At 74.5% G+C, this 17,752-nt stretch carries 17 protein-coding genes and 1 pseudogene; 10 read left to right on the top strand and 8 right to left on the bottom strand.

The genetic code is table 11. From position 1 onward, the window contains the following. Positions 1-27: 27 nt before the first annotated feature. Positions 28-684 carry a GntR family transcriptional regulator gene (locus ZF1_RS11685; protein WP_482637254.1) on the bottom strand — a complete coding sequence of 219 codons (657 nt, stop codon included), beginning with the start codon at positions 682-684 and terminating at the stop codon, positions 28-30. A gap of 184 nt (positions 685-868) precedes the next feature. Here ZF1_RS11685 and ZF1_RS11690 point away from each other — a divergent pair, with 184 nt between their 5' ends. From ZF1_RS11690 to ZF1_RS11715, 6 genes and pseudogenes are all read left to right on the top strand, one after another. Further along, positions 869-2,569 (top strand): L-lactate permease, encoded by a 1,701-nt coding sequence (locus tag ZF1_RS11690; protein WP_482637255.1) that lies wholly within the window; start codon positions 869-871, stop codon positions 2,567-2,569. Between the two features lie 44 nt (positions 2,570-2,613). Further along, complete coding sequence (locus ZF1_RS11695) at positions 2,614-3,174, top strand: GNAT family N-acetyltransferase (protein ID WP_482637256.1); 561 nt, start codon at positions 2,614-2,616, stop codon at positions 3,172-3,174. 86 nt (positions 3,175-3,260) lie between these two features. Beyond that, positions 3,261-3,935, top strand: a complete 675-nt coding sequence (locus tag ZF1_RS11700) for an HAD family hydrolase (RefSeq protein WP_482637257.1) — start codon at positions 3,261-3,263, stop codon at positions 3,933-3,935. Between the two features lie 63 nt (positions 3,936-3,998). Then, the gene (locus tag ZF1_RS11705) at positions 3,999-5,357 is read left to right on the top strand and encodes an MFS transporter (protein WP_482637258.1); all 1,359 of its coding nucleotides are present in this window, start codon (positions 3,999-4,001) and stop codon (positions 5,355-5,357) included. Between the two features lie 33 nt (positions 5,358-5,390). Next, complete coding sequence (locus ZF1_RS11710; RefSeq protein ID WP_482637259.1) at positions 5,391-5,744, top strand: hypothetical protein; 354 nt, start codon at positions 5,391-5,393, stop codon at positions 5,742-5,744. Continuing rightward, positions 5,741-6,640: pseudogene (locus tag ZF1_RS11715) on the top strand (pseudouridine-5'-phosphate glycosidase). The gene ZF1_RS11710 and the pseudogene ZF1_RS11715 overlap by 4 nt, the downstream one beginning before the upstream one ends. 15 nt (positions 6,641-6,655) lie before the next feature. Here the strand turns inward: ZF1_RS11715 and ZF1_RS11720 are convergent. The 4 genes from ZF1_RS11720 to ZF1_RS11735 form a co-directional block, all read right to left on the bottom strand. Then, positions 6,656-7,201: an NAD(P)H-dependent oxidoreductase gene (locus ZF1_RS11720; RefSeq protein WP_482637260.1), complete on the bottom strand. Its 546-nt coding sequence runs from the start codon at positions 7,199-7,201 to the stop codon at positions 6,656-6,658. Beyond that, on the bottom strand, positions 7,198-7,713 hold the full coding sequence (locus tag ZF1_RS11725; RefSeq protein WP_208819535.1) for a flavin reductase family protein: 516 nt from the start codon (positions 7,711-7,713) through the stop codon (positions 7,198-7,200). The genes ZF1_RS11720 and ZF1_RS11725 overlap by 4 nt, the downstream gene beginning before the upstream one ends. A 257-nt stretch (positions 7,714-7,970) precedes the next feature. Further along, entirely contained in the window at positions 7,971-9,119 is a 1,149-nt protein-coding gene (locus ZF1_RS11730) for a sigma-70 family RNA polymerase sigma factor (RefSeq protein WP_226369504.1), read from the bottom strand. A gap of 203 nt (positions 9,120-9,322) precedes the next feature. Next, a complete protein-coding gene (locus tag ZF1_RS11735; RefSeq protein WP_482637261.1) occupies positions 9,323-10,681 on the bottom strand; it encodes an alpha/beta fold hydrolase in 1,359 nt (452 codons plus the stop codon). Positions 10,682-10,944: 263 nt separating this feature from the next. On the opposite strand from ZF1_RS11735, the gene ZF1_RS11740 reads away from it, so the two are divergent. The 4 genes from ZF1_RS11740 (at position 10,945) to ZF1_RS11755 (ending at position 15,338) form a co-directional block, all read left to right on the top strand. Then, positions 10,945-12,735 carry a PHA/PHB synthase family protein gene (locus tag ZF1_RS11740; protein ID WP_179760279.1) on the top strand — a complete coding sequence of 597 codons (1,791 nt, stop codon included), beginning with the start codon at positions 10,945-10,947 and terminating at the stop codon, positions 12,733-12,735. Positions 12,736-12,954: 219 nt separating this feature from the next. Continuing rightward, positions 12,955-13,452 (top strand): helix-turn-helix domain-containing protein, encoded by a 498-nt coding sequence (locus tag ZF1_RS11745; RefSeq protein WP_482637262.1) that lies wholly within the window; start codon positions 12,955-12,957, stop codon positions 13,450-13,452. A 109-nt stretch (positions 13,453-13,561) separates the two neighbouring features. Continuing rightward, positions 13,562-13,924 carry a hypothetical protein gene (locus ZF1_RS11750; protein ID WP_062402515.1) on the top strand — a complete coding sequence of 121 codons (363 nt, stop codon included), beginning with the start codon at positions 13,562-13,564 and terminating at the stop codon, positions 13,922-13,924. A 103-nt stretch (positions 13,925-14,027) separates the two neighbouring features. Beyond that, positions 14,028-15,338, top strand: coding sequence for a patatin-like phospholipase family protein (locus ZF1_RS11755; protein WP_482637263.1), 1,311 nt, complete (start codon positions 14,028-14,030; stop codon positions 15,336-15,338). Between the two features lie 13 nt (positions 15,339-15,351). Here the strand turns inward: ZF1_RS11755 and ZF1_RS11760 are convergent, their stop codons facing one another. The 3 genes from ZF1_RS11760 to ZF1_RS11770 form a co-directional block, all read right to left on the bottom strand. After that, the gene (locus tag ZF1_RS11760; RefSeq protein ID WP_224402809.1) at positions 15,352-15,636 is read right to left on the bottom strand and encodes a YggT family protein; all 285 of its coding nucleotides are present in this window, start codon (positions 15,634-15,636) and stop codon (positions 15,352-15,354) included. 69 nt (positions 15,637-15,705) lie between these two features. Beyond that, positions 15,706-16,167, bottom strand: coding sequence for a D-aminoacyl-tRNA deacylase (dtd, locus tag ZF1_RS11765; RefSeq protein WP_179760276.1), 462 nt, complete (start codon positions 16,165-16,167; stop codon positions 15,706-15,708). Continuing rightward, entirely contained in the window at positions 16,164-17,723 is a 1,560-nt protein-coding gene (locus ZF1_RS11770) for a DUF7782 domain-containing protein (RefSeq protein ID WP_482637264.1), read from the bottom strand. The genes dtd and ZF1_RS11770 overlap by 4 nt, the downstream gene beginning before the upstream one ends. Positions 17,724-17,752: the final 29 nt, after the last annotated feature.

Consider the following 17,752-nt stretch of genomic DNA (forward strand, 5'->3'; position numbering starts at 1 on the left):
CTCAGTTCGCCCGGACCGTCCGGAAGGTCAGGAATCGGCGGCGTAGACGGCGAGGATCCGGTCCCGGGCGCCGGTGATGTGGGCCTCCAGCTCGGTCGAGGCCAGCGTCGGGTCGCCCGCCTCGACCGCGGCCAGGACGGCGGCGTGCTCGGCGGCCAGGGTCGACCGGTCGAGCCGGCCCAGTAACTGGACCCGGGCCACGCAGAGATGGAACTCGGCCATCAGCGAGGCGTACATCCGCGAGAGCCGCGCGCTGCCCGCCGCGTCGACCAGGGCCTGGTGGAACTCGACGTCGGCCTCGACGACGGCGGACACGTCGCCGCGCCCGAAGGCCAGGTCGAACCGCTCCAGGGCGAGCCGCGCGTCGTCGGGGACCTCGCCGCGCGCGGCCACGACCTCGATCGCGCCGAGCTCCAGCAGGGTCCGGGAGAAGTAGACGTCGCCGACCTCGGCGAGGGTGAGCACGGGTACCCGTGCGGTCTTGTTCGCCTGCCGCCGGAGCAGCCCGTCGAACACCAGCCGCTCGACAGCGGCCTTGGCGGTGGGCCGGGCGACCGCGAACTCGTCGGAGACCGACTTCTCGGTGACCGGGGTGCCCGGGACGATCTCGCCCCGCAGGATCCGCTCGCGCAGGGCGCGGGTGACGGCGTCCACCAGTGAGCGGACGTCGAGCTCGACGGTCATCGGTGCCTCCGGGGGAGCAGCGCGATCGTCATTTCACAGTATCTCTGGCTGACAGGGCAACTTGTCTGACAATGCTACTTGACTGTGCAGTGTCCGGTGCCGTTCACTCATCGGGGTCGTGTCGCGCTGCAATCCCACGCCACACGGTCACCGTCCCGATCACCGCCGATCCTGCGGAGTGACCATGTTCCAGCAACAGCTCGAGCCGCTCGGGAGCCTCTGGCTCTCCGCACTGGTGGCCCTCCTGCCCCTGGTCACGATCTTCGTGACACTGGGTGCCCTGCGCTGGAAGGCGCACTGGGCCGGACTCTCCGCGCTCGCCGTCGCGGTCGTCGTCGCGGTCGCGGCGTTCGGCATGCCGGTCCACCTGGCCCTGCTCTCGGCCACCGAGGGCGCGGTGTTCGGGCTGTTCCCGATCATGTGGATCGTCTTCACCGCCATCTGGCTCTACCAGCTCACGGTGGCCGCCGGCCGGTTCGAGGACCTGCGCGCGGCGTTCCACCTGATCTCCGACGACCCCCGCGTGCAGGCGATCATCATCGCGTTCTGCTTCGGGGGTCTGCTGGAGGCGCTGGCCGGGTTCGGCGCCCCCGTCGCGATCACCGGTGTCATGCTGATGGCGCTCGGGTTCTCCCCGCTGCGCGCCGCCGTCGTCGTCCTGCTCGCCAACACCGCCCCGGTCGCCTTCGGCGCCGTCGGCACCCCGATCATCACCGCGGGCAACCTGACCGGCATCCCCTACGCCGAGATCGGCGCCGTCGTCGGCCACCAGACCCCGGTGCTCGCGTTCATCGTCCCGATCCTGCTCGTGCTCCTGGCCGACGGGGTCCGTGGCGTCAAGCAGGTGTGGCCGGTCGCCCTGGTCATCGGTGTCGCGTTCGCCGTCGCCCAGTGGCTCGCCGCCACGTACCTGTCGGTGGAGCTCACCGACATCGTCGCCTCGCTCGCCGGTCTCGTGGCCGGTGTGGTCATGCTGCGCTTCTGGCAGCCGCGGGGCGGCGCCGAGGCCATAGACGCGTTGCGCATCGAGCGCGACGAGGACACCCCCGCCACCGGGCCGACCCCCGGCGCCGGCGGCGGGTCGCTGGCCACCGAGCAGCGCACCCTGGCCGAGCGGGCGCAGGCGCTGACCACCGGCCGGCTGCTGATGGCCTTCGCGCCCTACCTGCTCATCATCGTGGTGTTCTCGGTCGCCAAACTGGTCACCCCGGTCGCGTCGTTCCTGTCCGGCACCGACCTCAAGATCGGCTGGCCGGGTCTGGACGGTGCTGTGCTCAGCGTGGCGGGCAAGGCCGTGTCGAGCACGACCTACACCTTCCAGTGGCTGTCCTCGCCGGGCTCGCTGCTGCTGCTGTCGGGCGTCGTGATCGCCGCGCTCTACCGCCTGTCGCCCGCCACCGCGCTGCGGGAGTTCGCCGCGACTGCGCACAAGATGCGCTTCGCCTTCCTCACCGTCGCGACGGTCCTGGCCCTGGCCTACGTCATGAACCTGTCCGGGCAGACCATCGTGATCGGCACCTGGATCGCCGGGACCGGCGCCGCGTTCGCCTTCCTCTCGCCGATCCTCGGCTGGCTGGGCACCGCGGTCACCGGCTCGGACACCTCGGCCAACGCCCTGTTCGCGACCCTGCAGCAGACCGCGGCGCAGCAGGCCGGGCTCGACCCGCACCTGATGGTCGCGGCCAACACCTCCGGCGGTGTCGTCGGCAAGATGATCAGCCCGCAGAACCTGACGATCGCCGCGACGGCGGTGGGCATCGCGGGCCGCGAGTCCGAGCTGTTCCGGCGCACGGTGCTGTGGAGCCTCGGGCTGCTGCTCGTGCTGTGCACCCTGGTCTACCTGCAGTCGACACCGGTCCTCGGCTGGATGCTGCCCACCTTCTGATCCGGGGCGCGCGAGGCGGGGTGCACTCGGGAAGGATCTCCCGGGTGCACCTCACCGTCGTCTGCACCGCCGATCTCGGCCCCGCCGGCCTGCGTGCCCTGCGCCGGCTGCTCGACACCGCCTTCGGCCCCGGCGACGCCCGGGGCCCGGACGCGGGGGAGCCGTTCGACGACGACGCGTTCGACCACGCACTGGGCGGTGTGCACGTCCTCGCCGGTCCGCCGTGTGCGCCGGTCGGCCACGCCGCCGTCGTCACCCGGCGCGTGCTGCACGACGGCGTCGCCCTGCGCACCGGCTACGTCGAGGCCGTCGCCGTCGATCCGGCCCACCGGGGCGGGGGACTGGGCGGCGCCCTCATGAGCGAGGTCGGGCGGATCGTGCGCGGCGGGTACCGGCTCGGCGCGCTCGGGGCCACCGAACGGGCCGCCCGGCTCTACCTCCGGCACGGCTGGCGCCGCTGGGACGGGCCGCTGGGTGCGCTGACGCCGACCGGTGTCGTCGACACCCCCGACGAGCGTGGCAGCGTGCACGTCCTGCCCGTCGACGCGCCGCTCGACCCGGCCCGCGCGCTGGTCTGCGACTGGCGCGACGGCGAGCTGTGGTGACGCCCGCCCCGGAGTGACGCGGCCGGTTCACCCGGATGTCGACCAGGAGTCGGGTGATCGTCATCCGGCGGCGGTGGAGTTCACCCGTGCATCTGGCGGTGCTCGACCTGGCGGGTACGACGATGGCCGACGACGGGCTCGTGCTCGCCGGCCTGCGGGCCGGCCTGCGCGCCGCCGGGGTCCGCGTCGACGGTCCCTGCTACCCGGCGCTGGACCGGCAGGCCCGCGCGACGATGGACCGCCCGGTCATGACGGTGCTCGGCGAGCTCCTCGACGGCGACATGTACCGGGCCCGCCGCGCGCACTCCGCGTTCGCCGACCACCTGCACGCCGCGCTGGACGCGGGCCGCGTCCGCCCGGTCCCCGGCGCCGCGCAGACCCTCGACGCGCTCCGCGACGCCGGCCTGAGCGTGGCCCTGACCTGCGGCTTCGACCCCGAGCTGCGGGACCGGCTGGTGTCGGCGCTGGGGTTCGCCGAGCGGACGGACATGGTCCTGTCGCCCGCCGACGTCGACGGCCGCGGCCTGCCCGAGCCCGACCTGCTCCACGCCGCGGCCCGGCGGGCCGGGACCGGGCCCACCCAGGTCGCGGTGGCCGGTGACGCCACCGCCGACATCGACGCCGCCGTCCGGGCGGGGGCGGGGCTCGCCGTCGGGGTACGGGGCGGGGCGCACGGCGAGCTGCGGCTGCGTGCGGCGGGCGCCGACGCCGTCATCGACTCGGTCGCGGACCTGCCCGCGCTGCTCGGCCTCCCCAGCTGAGCCCGCACGGCGTAGCGTCCGTCCTGATCTTGACCGGTCCGCGGTGACGACGGGGGTGGCGGCGTGGCCCGACGCACGGTGGCGGTGGCGTCGCTCGGCACGACGCTGGCCCTGGTCAGCTACACCGCGCCGCTGGCCACCCTGGCCCCGATCGCGGCCGACCTGGGCTCCTCGCCGTCGGGGCGCTCCTGGATCCTCAGCTCGATGAGCCTGGGGCTCACCGCGGTGCTGCTGACCGCGGGGACCCTGGCCGACCGGCTGGGGCGGCGCGCGGTGTTCACGACCGGCGCGGTCGTGCTGGCCCTGGCCTCGGCGGGCGGGGCGTTCGCCACCGGCACCGCCGGGTTCGTCGCCGGCCGGATCGGGCAGGGCGTCGGGGCGGCCGCGGTCGTCGCGTGCAGCCTCGCGCTGATCGGGCACGCGCTGCCGCCGGGCCCGCGCCGCTCGGCCGCGACCGGCCTGTGGGGCGCTGCGCTGGCCGCCGGGATCGCGGCGGGCCCGCTGCTCGCGGGCCTGCTGCCGTGGCGGGTGCTCTACCTCGCCGTCGCGGTCTCCGGGCTGGCGCTCGCCCTCGCCGGACGCACGCTGCTCACCGAGTCCACCGCCGGCCGCCCGCGCCCGGTCGACGTCGCCGGGATGGTGCTGCTCGCCGCCGGGCTGGCGGTGCTGCTCGCCGGCCTCACCGAGGCCCGGCGGCTGCCGGTCACCACCACGACCGTCGTGCTGCTCGTGGCCGGGGCGGCGCTGCTGGCGGGGTTCGTCGCCGTCCAGTTCGTCGTCGCGCACCCGATGGCGGGGCCGGAGCTGTTCCGCCATCCCGGGCTGGTCGCGGCGACGGTCGCGAGCCTCGCCACCGGGCTCGGCATCATCTCGCTGAGCTCCTACCTGCCCGCGCTGCTCGCCCCGGTGCACGGCACCGCCCCCGCGACGGCGGCGCTGCTGCTGCTCGGCTGGTCGGGCACCAGCATCGTGACCGCGCTGCTCACCCGCCGGATCAGCGAACGGGTCACCGGCGGCGTCCGCCTCGGCGTCGGCCTGCTGGTCATGACGGCCGGTCAGCTCGGGCTGCTCGCGACCGGGTCCGGCACCGGGGCGGTCCTGGCCGCGCTCGTCGTCGTCGGCGTCGGAACCGGGGTCGTGAACGCGACGCTCGGCCGCGAGGCGGTCGCCTCGGTACCGCCGGACCGGGCGGGCACCGGCAGCGGCATCAACAACACCACCCGCTACCTGGGCGCCGCCGTCGGCGTCACGCTGACCTCGGTGCTGACCTCACCGGCGGGCGACGAGCCGGTGCCGGAGCTGCTGGCCGGCTGGCACGTCGCCGTACTGGTCGCGACCGGGTTCACGCTGCTCGGCGCGCTGGTCGCGCTGGTCTGTGCCCGCTCGGCAGCCCGCACCCCGGTCCCGGCGCCGCAGGGTTGACGGCCGGTGCCGCGGCGAGCAGCGTGCGGGGACGTGACGACGCTGCTGGTGATCGGCTTCGACCCGGCGCGGATCCCCGGCTACGACCCGGCGCCCGTGCTCGCCGCCCTGGAACGGGGCCGCGACGGCTACCGCGCGGCCGGGATCGAGGCGACCGAGGTCCTCGTCGGCCCGGACGGCGAGCTACCGCGGATCACCGCGGCGCTGACCGCCCGCCGCTACGACTGCGTGCTCATCGGCGGCGGGCTCCGCACCCCGGAGTGCCTGGAGCTGTTCGAGCGGGTGGTGAACCTGGTGCACCGGCACGCGCCCGGCTCGGTGATCGCGTTCGGCACCTCACCCGTCGACGGTGCCGAGGCCGCCCTGCGCGCACTGGCCGCCGGGTGAGGGTGGGGGAGCGGGTCGCCGACGCCCTGGCCGGCGGCCGCCCGGTGCTGGCGTGCGAGTCGACGATCGTCACCCACGGCCTGCCCGCGCCGCGCAACCTCGCCGTCGCCCGGGAGGCCGAGGAGCTCGTGGCCGCGCTCGGGGTGGTCCCCGCGACCGTCGGGGTGCTCGACGGCGAGGTCGTCGTCGGGCTGACCGACGACGAGCTGGCCCGGCTGGCGACCGCCCCGGACGTGGTGAAGCTGTCCGCCCGGGACCTCCCGGTCGCCGTCGCCACCGGCGCGAGCGGGGGCACGACGGTCGCCGCGACCGTGCACCTCGCGCACCGGGCCGGCATCCGGGTGTTCGCCACCGGCGGCCTCGGCGGGGTGCACCGCGGTGCCGCGCGCACCTTCGACGAGTCGGCCGACCTGCCCGCGCTCGCCGCGCTGCCGCTGGTCGTGGTCAGCGCCGGGGTGAAGTCGGTGCTCGACGTGCCGGCCACCCTGGAGCGGCTGGAGACCCTCGGCGTGACCGTCGCCGGGTACCGCACGCACGCCTTCCCCGGCTTCTACGTGGCCGACTCCGGGCACCGGGTCGGGCAGCGGCTGGAGTCCCCGGAGCAGGTCGCCGCGGCCTGGCGGGCCGCCCGCGACCTCGGCCTGCCCGGCGCTCTGCTGGTGGCGAACCCGGTCCCGGCCGCCGAGCAGCTCCCGCCCGCGCTGCACGACGCCGCCCTGGCCGACGCCCTCGCCGCACTCGACGACGCGGGGATCGGCGGGTAGGACGCGACCCCGTTCCTGCTGGCGCGGGTCCGCGCCGCGACCGGCGAGGCCAGCCTGGAGGTCAACGTCGCGGTGTACCGGCACAACGTGGCGCTGGGCGCCCGGATCGCCACCGCCCTGGCCGGGCGGTGACGCGCCGGTGCCGCCTCAGACGACGGGCGTGATCGCCCGCAGCGCCTCGGAGCCGCGTACCGCCGTGGTCAGGTCGGCCAGTGCCCGCCCGTGCGCCGCCGCGAGTTCCGCGGACTGCTCGGTGAGGGTGTTGCGGTCGACGTAGCCGGAGTGGTCGAGGTAGAGCCCGGGGGAGAGGACCTGGACGGCGAAGAACCCGGCCAACACCGACCGGAGCCCGTCGACGGCGAGGAAGTGGTGCCCGCTCGCGCCGGTCAGCACGACCGCGGCCGCCTTGCCCTGGAGCGGGGCGGTCTTCTCGCCCCACTTCCCGCGCTCGGTGGCCTCCAGCAGCGCCCGCAGCGACGCCGTGTGCCCGGCCCGGTAGACCGGGCTGCCGAACACGACGGCGTCGGCGTCGGCGAAGGCCGCGGTGACCTCGGCGAGGGGCGTCTGCGACAGCTCGATCAGGGCGGTGTCGGCCCCGGTGCCGGCGAGGATCCCGGCGACGGCGGCCGCCGTGCGCCCGCCCGGCTCCGGGCCCGCGACGACCCCGATGATCCGGCCCACGGTGCCGCTCACGAGCCGGCCCGGGGGGTGAGGGCGTAGGTGCCGCGGTGGAACAGCAGCGGCAGCCGGTCCGGGTCCGCGCCGAGCGCGTCGACCCGGGCGACGACGATCGTGTGGTCGCCGCCGTCGTACTCGTTCCACAGGGCGCAGTCGACCCAGGCGCCGACGCCCTCGAGGACCGGCGAGCCGGACGGCGCCGCCGCCCAGGTCACCCCGGCGAACTTGTCGACCCCGGAGCGGGCGAACCCGGCGCTGTGGTGCTCGTGGTCGGCGGCCAGCACGTTCACGCAGAACCGGCCCACCTCGCGGATGCGCGGCCAGGTCGAGGACCCGCGTGACGGCGCGAAGCTCACCAGCGGCGGGTCCAGCGACAGCGACGCGAAGGACTGACAGGTGAACCCGATGGGCCCGTCCGGGCCGATCGCGGTGACGACGACGACGCCGGACGCGAACGCGCCCAGTGCGTCGCGCATGGACTCCGGGGTCACGACGGGGGTGACCGGGCCGGGGAGGGAACGCGACATGACCCGACCCTAGGCGGGGACGGAGCGCTCGGCCAACGATCCGGCCCGGGGTGGTGGGGAACACGCCGTGCCGTGCCGCGGCCGCCACCGTGTCGCCGTGACCGCTGCGGAATCGATCCGGTAGAACTCCCCGTGCCGTGCATCCCGAACTCGTGGGGAGCCCCGGGGTGCCCGAGACGGCAACGGCCGGCGGAGCGATCGCTCCGCCGGCCGTCCGTCGCCGGGGGCCGGGTGGGGGGACGCCCGGCCGGCCCGGGTCAGCTCGCGTAGGCGCGCAGCTTGTCGGCGCGCTCGCCGACCCGCAGCTTCGACATGACCTCGCGCTCGATCTGGCGCACCCGCTCGCGGGAGAGCTTGAAGGCGCGCCCGATCTGGTCGAGCGTGTGCGGCTGGCCGTCGTCGAGGCCGAAGCGCATCCGGATGACCTTCTGCTCGCGGTCCTCCAGGGTCGCCAGCACCCGGCGGAGGTCGTCGTGCAGCAGGCTCGAGATCACGGTGTTCTCGGCGTCGGTCGCCTCGGCGTCCTCGATGAAGTCACCGAGCGGCGCCTCCTCCTCGGACCCGACCGGCATGTCCAGGCTCACCGGGTCGCGGGCGTGGTCGAGCAGGTCCTGGATCTTGTGCTCCGGGATCCCCGACTCGGCCGACAGCTCGGCGTCGCTGGGCTCGCGGCCCTGGCGCTGGTGCATGTCCCGCTTGATCCGGGCCAGCTTGTTGACCTGCTCGACCAGGTGCACGGGCAGCCGGATGGTGCGGGCCTGGTCGGCCATGCCCCGCGTGATGGCCTGCCGGATCCACCAGGTCGCGTAGGTCGAGAACTTGAAGCCCTTGGTGTAGTCGAACTTCTCCACCGCGCGGATCAGGCCGAGGTTGCCCTCCTGGATCAGGTCCAGCAGCGGCATCCCGCGCCCGGTGTAGCGCTTGGCGAGCGAGACCACCAGCCGGAGGTTCGCCTCCAGCAGGTGGTTCTTGGCCAGCAGCCCGTCGCGGACGACCGCGCGCAGGTCGCGGCGGTACTGCAGGTCCAGCCCGTCCAGCGTGCCGTCGGCGGCGGCGGTGTCCAGCCGGTGCTGGGCGAACACGCCGGCCTCGATGCGCCGGGCGAGCTCGACCTCCTGCGCCGCGGTCAGCAGTGCGGTCTTGCCGATCCCGTTGAGGTAGACGCGCACCAGGTCCGCGGCGGGACTCTGGGCGTCGAGATCCTCCGCCACCGCGGCCGCGGCACCGGGTACGGTGGCTTCCAGTGCGGTGCCTCCGTCGCCGTCGGTGCGACGGCGGGAGCTGCGAGCGACCGTGGGGGCGGTCCGCTTCGCGCCGGACGACGACACGGTGGCGCGAGCGGGGGCCTCGGTCGTGAGGCGCGGGCCGGGTACGGCCGGAGCGGTCGTGGTCACCGTCATGTGCATTTCCTCCCCTGCGCGGGCTGCGGCGGGCGATTGATGGGCCTCACCGCTTGCCCTGTACGGGGTCAACGCATCCGTTCCGGGGATCGTTCCCACGACGCGGCCCCGCAGGCCGGGAAATGTGCCTGCGGGGCCGTGTCGTCGGTCACATGCAGTTGCGGTTCTCTCAGGGTCCTCTTAGAGAGCGACCCCGCCGGGCGTACCGGTCAGGGCGCGGGCACCCGCGGGGTGTCCCGCGGGTCGGCCACGGCGCGGACGCTGCTGCGCCGCCGCGACGCCTTGCCGGCCCCGGTGTCCTTCTTCGACGGCACCGAGTGGCCGTAGACGGTCTCCATCAGCACCGGCCAGTCGTGGCGCAGCGCGTCACGGCCCATGAACAGCCCCAGGTGGCCCGCGGTCGCCGTCCGGTAGGTGACGTCCGCGGCCGGGGTCCCGACCTTCTCCGCCGCCGCGAACAGCTGCGGGGCCGGGGTGATGTGGTCCGCGGAGCCCGCCAGCAGCAGCAGCGGGCAGTCGATCGCCCCCATGTCGACGGTCCGGCCGTCGACGGTGAGCGTGCCCTTGATCAGCCGGTTCTTCCAGAACAGGTTCTCCACCAGCCACAGGTAGAACGCGCCGGGGATGTCCTGGGTGTACTTGAACCAGTCCTCGAACACCCGGTAGCGCTCGACGTGGGTGGGGTCGTCGATGTTCTCCAGCAGCTGCAGCTGCCGGGAGATCTCCGACTGCGGCTGGATCGAGATGAAGTTCGACAGCACCGCCGAGCCCGGCATGTTGCCGCCGCCCGCGGCGACCAGCGCCTTGTACGGCGCCATCCCCATCGTCCCCGCCATCAGCCGGGTCGAGGCGGCGATCACCGACTCGCCGGCGTGGAAGTCGATCGGCGCCCCGGCCAGGGTCAGGGTGTTCACCCGGTCCGGGTGCAGCGCGGCGTAGATCGTCGCCAGCCAGCCGCCCTGGCAGTCGCCCACCAGGTTGGCCTTCCCGCCCATCCGCCGGATGGACCGGTCGATCACCTCGAGGTAGTCGGTGATCGTGACGTTCTTCGTCGCGGTCGTGGCGGGCCGCCAGTCCAGCGCGTAGACCTTCGTCAGGCCCGAGGCGCGGATCATGGCGATCTGGCTCTGCTGCGGCGAGTAGTCCACGACGGTCGAGGAGTGCCCGGCCTGGGGCGGCAGCACCAGGGTGGGGACCACGTCGTCGTCGCGGTGCTCGGCGGCGGTGAAGTCACGCAGCGACGCGAACGGCGTCGACAGCACGACCTCGTTGGCCAGGTGCCAGGTCGGCTCGCGGCGGTCGGCCATCGCCGAGATCCACAGCAGCCCGCGCCGGGCGGCGTCGCCGGGCCGGGCGATCCGCTGGACCGCGTCGATCCAGTAGGCGCCGGTGGCCCGGCCGACCTCGGCCACCACCTTGGTCAGGTTCCGGGTGTTGTACGACACGAGGTACCGGAGGGGGTCCGGCCGGTCGTCGCTCCCGGTGGCCGCGGCCACGGGGGTGTCGGGAAGGGCACGCGGTCCGTGCTCCCTGGAGGGTGCGGACCGTCGGGTGATCGCCGTGCTCATGGGCCTCTCCCATCAACTCTGATGACCGGGGGCTATCCGGGTTACCGAACGGTAAAACGCGATCGGTATGTCAAGCAAGCGCTGGCCTACTCCGGAGTAGTGCTTGCTTCGCTTAGCGCAGGTGAGAGGCCTTACAACAATCCGGGGCTGCCTACCGGTGAGTACGCGGTCACCATGTGTCCATCCCGTTGCGCCTTCCGTTCCCTCGGGGAGCGCGGGAACCCAGGCACGGAGACCGAACCGGCCGTCAGGAGTGACGAACAGTGACCACGCAGCCCGTACCCCAGCCCGAGTCCGAGAACGGCAGCGCCGCCGCGTCGAACCAGGCCGCGGAGGTGCTACGACGGCAGGCGGCCGGCCTCGTGCGGGACCTGCGTGAGCTCGCCAGCCCCGAGGGGCTCGCCGCGAAGGTCGACCCGGTCGGCTTCGGCGGGGCGCTCGGCGAGGCCGCCCGCTCGCTGGCCACCCGGCCCGGCGCGGTGCTGCGCACCGGGCTGGGCTTCGGCGTCGACTCGGCCAAGGCCGTGTCCGCCGCGGCCGCGCGCGCCGTCGGCCGGACGACCACCGGTCCGGCGTCGCTGCCCGAGAAGGACAAGCGCTACGCCGACCCGGCCTGGGAGGGCAACGCCTGGTACTACCTGGCCCGTCAGGAGCACAGCCTGCTCGCCGACCGGCTGACCGAGCTGTCGCAGGCCGCCCGCGTCTCGCCGACCGCGCGCCGCAAGCTGGACTGGCTGGTCGGCCAGATCGTCGAGGCGCTGGCCCCGCCGAACGCGGTCGTCACCAACCCGGCCTGGCCGAAGAAGATCGTCGAGACCGGCGGGCTGAACATCGTGCGGGGCGCGCGCAACATGCTGCGCGACGCCGTGCAGAACCAGGGGATGCCGCGCCAGGTCACGCCCGGCGCCTTCCAGGTGGGCAAGGACCTCGCGGTCACCCCGGGCCACGTGGTCTTCCGCAACCGGCTGATCGAGCTCATCCAGTACGAGCCGCAGACGGACAAGGTGCACGAGATCCCGCTGCTCATGAGCCCGCCGTGGATCAACAAGTACTACATCATGGACCTCGCGCCGCAGAAGTCGCTGGTGGAGTGGGCGGTGCAGCACGGCCACACCGTCTTCATGATCAGCTACCGCAACCCGGACTCGTCGCTGGCCGACGTGACAATGAGCGACTACCTGCAGGAGGGCCCGGTCACGGCCCTGGAGGTCGTCCGCGAGATCACCGGCCGGGACACGGTCAACGTCGCCGGGCTCTGCCTGGGCGGCGCGCTCTCCGCCGCGATGACGGCGTGGCTGGAGGCCAAGGGCGACCAGCGCGTCAACTCGCTGACCCTGATGAACACGCTGCTCGACTACTCCGGCCCGGGCCAGCTGGGCGTGTTCACCGACGAGAAGACGGTGGACCGGCTCGAGCGGAGCATGCGCAAGGACGGGTACCTGCCCGCCACCAGCATGAAGACGACCTTCGACCTGCTGCGGGCCACCGACCTGGTCTGGAACTACGTCGTCAACGACTGGATGCTCGGCGAGGACCCGAAGCCGTTCGACATGCTGACCTGGAACTCCGACTCCACCCGCATGCCGGCCGCGATGCAGACCGAGTACCTGCGCACGCTGTACCTGGAGAACCGTTTCGCCGAGGGCAAGCTGGAGCTCGCGGGGGAGCGGCTCGACGTGGCCGACATCCGGCCCGACAGCTACATCGTCACGGCCGAGTCGGACCACATCGCGCCCTGGAAGTCGGTCTACACCGGGGCGTCGAAGCTCGGCGGCACGGTGCGGTTCGTGCTGTCGAACTCCGGGCACATCGCCGGCGTGGTCAACCCGCCGTCGCCGAAGTCTCGGCACTGGTTCGGCGAGAGCGACGACCTCCCGGCCCGCGCCGAGGACTGGCGCGACGACGCCACCGAGCGCAAGGCCTCCTGGTGGGAGGACTGGACGCCGTGGATCGCCGAGCGCGCGGGCAAGGAGGTCGCGGCGCCCAAGAAGATCGGGTCGGACGCGCACCCGCCGCTGGAGCCTGCTCCCGGCCGTTACGTGCTGAGCGGCTGAGCCGCCACTCGGACCCCGCTGCCGCCCCGGTGATCACCGCTGGTCACCGGGGCGGTGCCGTGTCCAGGATGGACAATGGTCCGTACCGTCCACTGTCGACACTGCATCGGATGCGTGCGCAACCGCCGTCCGGCGGGGAGAATGCATCGCCATGGACCGCGTACGTTCTGTGCCCGCGTGCCGGCGACCGCCGCGCGGGGCCCTCCGGGTGGGGACGCCGTGAGCCGCGCGGGGGAGGCCCGCACGCACGGCGGGCACCGGCCGCGGAGCGCCGGGGAGACCGCCGCCGACGAGCTGCGCGAGAACGGGCGCCGGGCCGCCGAGGACGCGTGGAGTGCGCAGGTGAACGCCCTGGGCGGGTTCATCCGGGCGCAGCGCCAGATGGCCAAGCTCTCGCTGCGCGAGATGGCGGCGATGACCAAGGTGTCCAACGCCTACCTCAGTCAGGTCGAGCGGGGGCTGCACCAGCCGTCGCTGAAGGTGCTGCGCTCGATCGCCGACGCGCTGCACCTCAACACCGACCAGATGCTCAGCCGGGCCGGCTGGTCGGTCGGCGACCCGGACACCGCGGGCGACGCCGCCCCGGTCGAGGAGGCCGCCCCCGTGGCCGCGCCACCGCCCGGTGTCGAGGCCGCGATCGAATCCGACACGCGGCTGTCCGACGAGCAGAAGGCGGCCCTGCTGGGGGTGTACCGGAGCTTCGTGCAGCGGGACTGAGCTGCCGTGCTTGACATACTTAACGGGTGTGCGTAGTTTTCTTGGCATGCCGGGGTGCTCGTCGGCGCCCCGGCCACGCCGAGATACGACTCCCGGGAGGGAAGTACCGATGACCGCCTCCACCGAGCAGTTCGTCGACATCGCCAAGCGCGGCCAGGACCTGGTCACCGAGTCCGTCCGCGGGTGGACCGAGGCCGCGAGCGGCCTGGCCCGCCAGTTCGGCGCCGGTGACCGCCCGCAGCTGCCCGACGCGGGTGCCGCCGTCGAGCGCGTCTTCGACTTCTACGAGCAGGTGCTCGGCCACCAGCGCGAGTTCGCCCGTACCGTCGTCGGTGCGGGCACCTCGGTGTTCGACCAGGTCACCGAGCAGGCGACCAAGGCCGCCGAGGCCGTGACCGAGCACGCCGGGCGGAGCACCGAGGCCGCCGCGGAGAAGACCGCGCGCGCCACCCGGAGCGCCGCCGGCAAGTGACCCCGCGCGACGACGGCCCCCGCCCGGCCCCCGGGTGGGGGCCGTCGTCGTGTGTGACCGGGTCGCGCTGTCCCTACCCACCGGTCCGCGCGAGGGTGGCCCCATGAGCCCCCGCACCCGGCCCCGCCGCATCGCGATCGCCTGCCAGGGCGGGGGCAGCCACACCGCGTTCACCGCGGGCGTCCTGGCCCGGCTGCTGCGCTCGGACGCGCTCGGCTCCGCCGCGGACCCGGCCGAGGTCGTCGCGATCTCGGGCACCTCGGGCGGCGCGATCTGCGCACTCGTCGCCTGGGACCGGCTGCGCGACGGCCAGACCCCCGACCGGCGCGAGGCCGCGGCGACGGCGCTGGAGGAGTTCTGGGCCGACAACGCCGCCCGCACCCCGCTGGAGCGCCTGACCAACCTGGGCGTGGTGACGGCGGGCGCGCTGCAGGGGCTCGGGCTCGTCCCGGCAGGCGCCCCGTACCTGGTGCCGCGCCCGTTCGACGGCACCCGCCAGTTCCTCGACCTGGTCTCACGGCACGTGGACTTCGCCGCCATCGGTCCGGACCCGGCAGGCGCCGCGCCGCTGCTGCTGCTCGGCGCCGTCGACGTGCTGACGGGGGAGTTCCGGGCGTTCTCCAGCCGCACCGACACCGTGACCGCCGAGACCGTGCTCGCCTCGGCCGCGATCCCCACCCTGTTCCGCGCGGTGCACATCGCGGGCGGCGTCTACTGGGACGGGCTGTTCTCGCAGAACCCGCCCACCCGCGACCTGCTCGACGCCGACCCCGACGAGCTGTGGGTCGTGCAGATCAACCCGTCGGAGATCGACGGCGAGCCGCGCAGCCCGATCGAGATCGCCGACCGGCGCAACGCACTGGCCGGCAACCTGTCGCTCAACCAGGAGCTCGGGTTCATCGAGACGATCGACCGGCTGCTCGCCGACGGGAGCCTCGGCCCGGACTCGGGCTACCGGCAGGTGACCGTCCGGGTGCTGGAGATGCCGGCCGGCACGGTGCGGTCCCGGCTGCTCGGTGCCGCCTCCAAGATCGACCGCGACGTCGCGTTCCTGGACCACCTGCAGCGCCGGGGTGCCGCCGCGGCCGACCGGTTCCTCGGCGCGCTGGCCTTCGAACGGGCGGTGCGCGACGGCGACCCGGTCGCGCTCGCGGCCGCCGTCACCCCGGACGCGACCCTGACCTCCACCGCCCCGTTCCGGGAGCGGCCGTCCCCGGTGCCGCTGCTCGCCCACCTCGGTGAGCTGCTCGACGGGGAGTTCACCGTCGACCCGACCCGCAAGCAGGTCGCCCGCGACACCGCGGAGTGGGCGGTGCGGGTGCACCGCGACGGCGGTGTCACCGACGGGCTGGCCGAGGCCGGCCTCGACGACGACGGCCGGGTCACCGCGCTGCGGCTCGGGCCACGCCCCTAACCCCGGGCCCGGATCAGAACGGGATCAGCGGCACCACGACCAGCCGCGCCAGCAGCACGGCCACGAACACGATCAGCACCGACAGGTCGAGCCCGACCGCGCCCATCCGGACCGGCTGGACGCGGCGGCGGATCGGGGCGACGACCGGCTCGGTCAGGCCGTGGGTGACGCGGCGGGCGGTGTCGAGCACGGCGCCGCCGCGCCCGGAGCCGAGCACGTCGATCCAGTCCACGACGACCCGGGCGACCAGCACGAGCTGGAACAGCCCCAACAGCCAGGACAGCAGGTAGGCGACCATGTCCCCATCGTCCCCTTTCCGGCTGAGAGTCCGGTGAGAGACGGCTGAGACGTGGGCCCGGTACCGGGCTCAGACCTCGACCAGGACCGTGAACGGACCGTCGTTGACCGACTCCACGGCCATCTGCGCGCCGAACTCCCCGGTCCCGACGGTGGCGCCGCGCCCGCGCAGCGCGGCCACCACCGCGTCGACGACCGGCTCGGCGTCGTGCGGGCGGGCCGCCGCCGACCAGGACGGCCTGCGTCCCTTGCGGGTCTCGCCGTACAGGGTGAACTGGCTGACCACCAGCAGCGGGGCGCCGGCGTCCGCGCACGAGCGCTCGTCGCGCAGGAGGCGCAGCTCGTGCAGCTTGCGGGCCATCGTGTCGACCTTCCGCGCGGTCGCGGCGGGGTCGGTGCCGACGTCGTCGGCGTGCACGCCGAGCAGCACCAGCAACCCGGGCCCGATCTCACCGGACACCCGCAGCGGTGTGCCGTCGGGCGCCTCGACCGTCACCGACGCCCGTCGGACGCGGGCGACGACGGCCCTCACCCGACCGGCCCCGACGGCGACGCGGCCGCGGTCCGCGCGGGCACCGGGTGCGGCCAGCCGTCGACGGGCTGGAGCAGGCCGTGCCGGACGAACTCCCGCACCGCGGGCAGCGTCGCCGCGACGAGCGCGTCGACCGGCAGGTCGTGGGCGTAGGACAGCAGCGCGAGCAGCTCGGACAGCGGCAGGTCGCCGCGGCAGCCGGCCAGCAGCGCCGCGGCCGGGGCGTCGACGGGGTGTTCCCAGCCGGGGCCGCCCCAGCGGCGCACGGTCGTCGACAGCTCGGCCCAGCCGCCGTCCGGGTCGACCGACGAGGCCGACTCGAGCACCGTCTCCGGGGCGAGCAGCAGCCGCGCGCCGAGCAGGTCCTCGTCGCGGGTGTGGGCACGCAGCCAGTCCACCCGGTCCAGCCAGCCGGTCATCTCCCGGCCCAGGCCCTCGCCCAGCTCGCCGGGCAGGTCCTCGACCACGACGGTCGGCTCGCTGTCGGTGCGGCGCAGCATGAGGAAGCCGAACCCGACCCCCTCGACCCGCTCGGCGGCCATCCAGTCCAGCCACGCCCCGGCCTGCTCGCGGGCCGCCCGGGAGGTCGGGACCAGCCCGGCGTCGCGCTGCCAGGTGCCGACGTGCAGGCCCGGGTCGACGACCTCGCGCTGCAGGACCCAGGCGTCGACGCCGTCGGGCAGCCAGGACCGCACCCGGTCCGGCCAGTCCTCGTCGCGCACGTGCAGCCACGACCCCAGCAGCTGCGCGACCCCGCCCGGGTTGAGCAGGCCGGGCAGCTCGCCCAGCAGTCCGGCCAGCGCAGAGTCCCCGGCCGCACCGGAGTCGCGGTAGACGTAGTCCACCCGCGGCGGGCCCGGCACGAACGGCGGGTTGGACACCACCTGGTCGAAGCGCTCCCCGGCCACCGGGGCGAACCACGGGCCCTCCCGCAGGTCGACCTCCACCCCGGACAGCCCCAGCGACAGCTGGGCCAGCGCCAGCGCGCGCGGCAGCACGTCGGTCGCGGTGACCCGCAGCGCGTGCCGGGAGCCGTGCAGCGCCTGCACCCCGCAGCCGGTGCCCAGGTCGAGCAGGGTGCCGACCGGGCGGCGGACGGTCGCCGCGGCCAGCGTCAGCGACGCCCCGCCGACGCCGGTGACGTGCTCGCGGTCCTGCCGCGCGGCCGGGGTGTCGATGTCGGACACCACCCACCAGTCGGTGCCCGGCTCGCCGTCGGCGCCGGGGCCCTCGCCGTAGGGGCGCACGTCCAGCGCGGCCCGGATGCCCTCCGGGGTGCGGCGCAGGATCCGGCCCTCCAGCAGCGGGTCCAGGTCGCCGAGCGCCGCGGTCACCGCCGGCTCGGGCTCGGTGTCCTCCAGCAGGAACAGCCGCACCAGGGTGCCGAGCTCCCCGCCGTCGCGGCTGGCCCGGGCCGCCGGCTCCGGCTCGCCGCGGGTCAGTGCGTCGTGCGCGGAGCGGCCCAGCAGGGCGCGCACACCGTCCGGGGTGTAGCCGGCGTCGAGCAGGCAGCCGCGGACGCGTTCGATGTCACCGGCGTCGAGATGGGGGAGCACCCGCCCATTGTCGCGTGCCATCCTGTGCG

This window comes from Pseudonocardia sp. ZF1 (assembly GCF_056835605.1).

What these genes read in the sequence shown, in the direction of transcription:
- ZF1_RS11685 (WP_482637254.1), bottom strand. Translation starts at nt 684, where the DNA reads ATGACCGTCGAGCTCGACGTCCGCTCACTGGTGGACGCCGTCACCCGC.
- ZF1_RS11690 (WP_482637255.1), top strand. Translation starts at nt 869, where the DNA reads ATGTTCCAGCAACAGCTCGAGCCGCTCGGGAGCCTCTGGCTCTCCGCA.
- ZF1_RS11725 (WP_208819535.1), bottom strand. Translation starts at nt 7,713, where the DNA reads ATGTCGCGTTCCCTCCCCGGCCCGGTCACCCCCGTCGTGACCCCGGAG.
- ZF1_RS11730 (WP_226369504.1), bottom strand. Translation starts at nt 9,119, where the DNA reads ATGCACATGACGGTGACCACGACCGCTCCGGCCGTACCCGGCCCGCGC.
- ZF1_RS11735 (WP_482637261.1), bottom strand. Translation starts at nt 10,681, where the DNA reads ATGAGCACGGCGATCACCCGACGGTCCGCACCCTCCAGGGAGCACGGA.
- ZF1_RS11750 (WP_062402515.1), top strand. Translation starts at nt 13,562, where the DNA reads ATGACCGCCTCCACCGAGCAGTTCGTCGACATCGCCAAGCGCGGCCAG.
- ZF1_RS11755 (WP_482637263.1), top strand. Translation starts at nt 14,028, where the DNA reads ATGAGCCCCCGCACCCGGCCCCGCCGCATCGCGATCGCCTGCCAGGGC.
- ZF1_RS11760 (WP_224402809.1), bottom strand. Translation starts at nt 15,636, where the DNA reads ATGGTCGCCTACCTGCTGTCCTGGCTGTTGGGGCTGTTCCAGCTCGTG.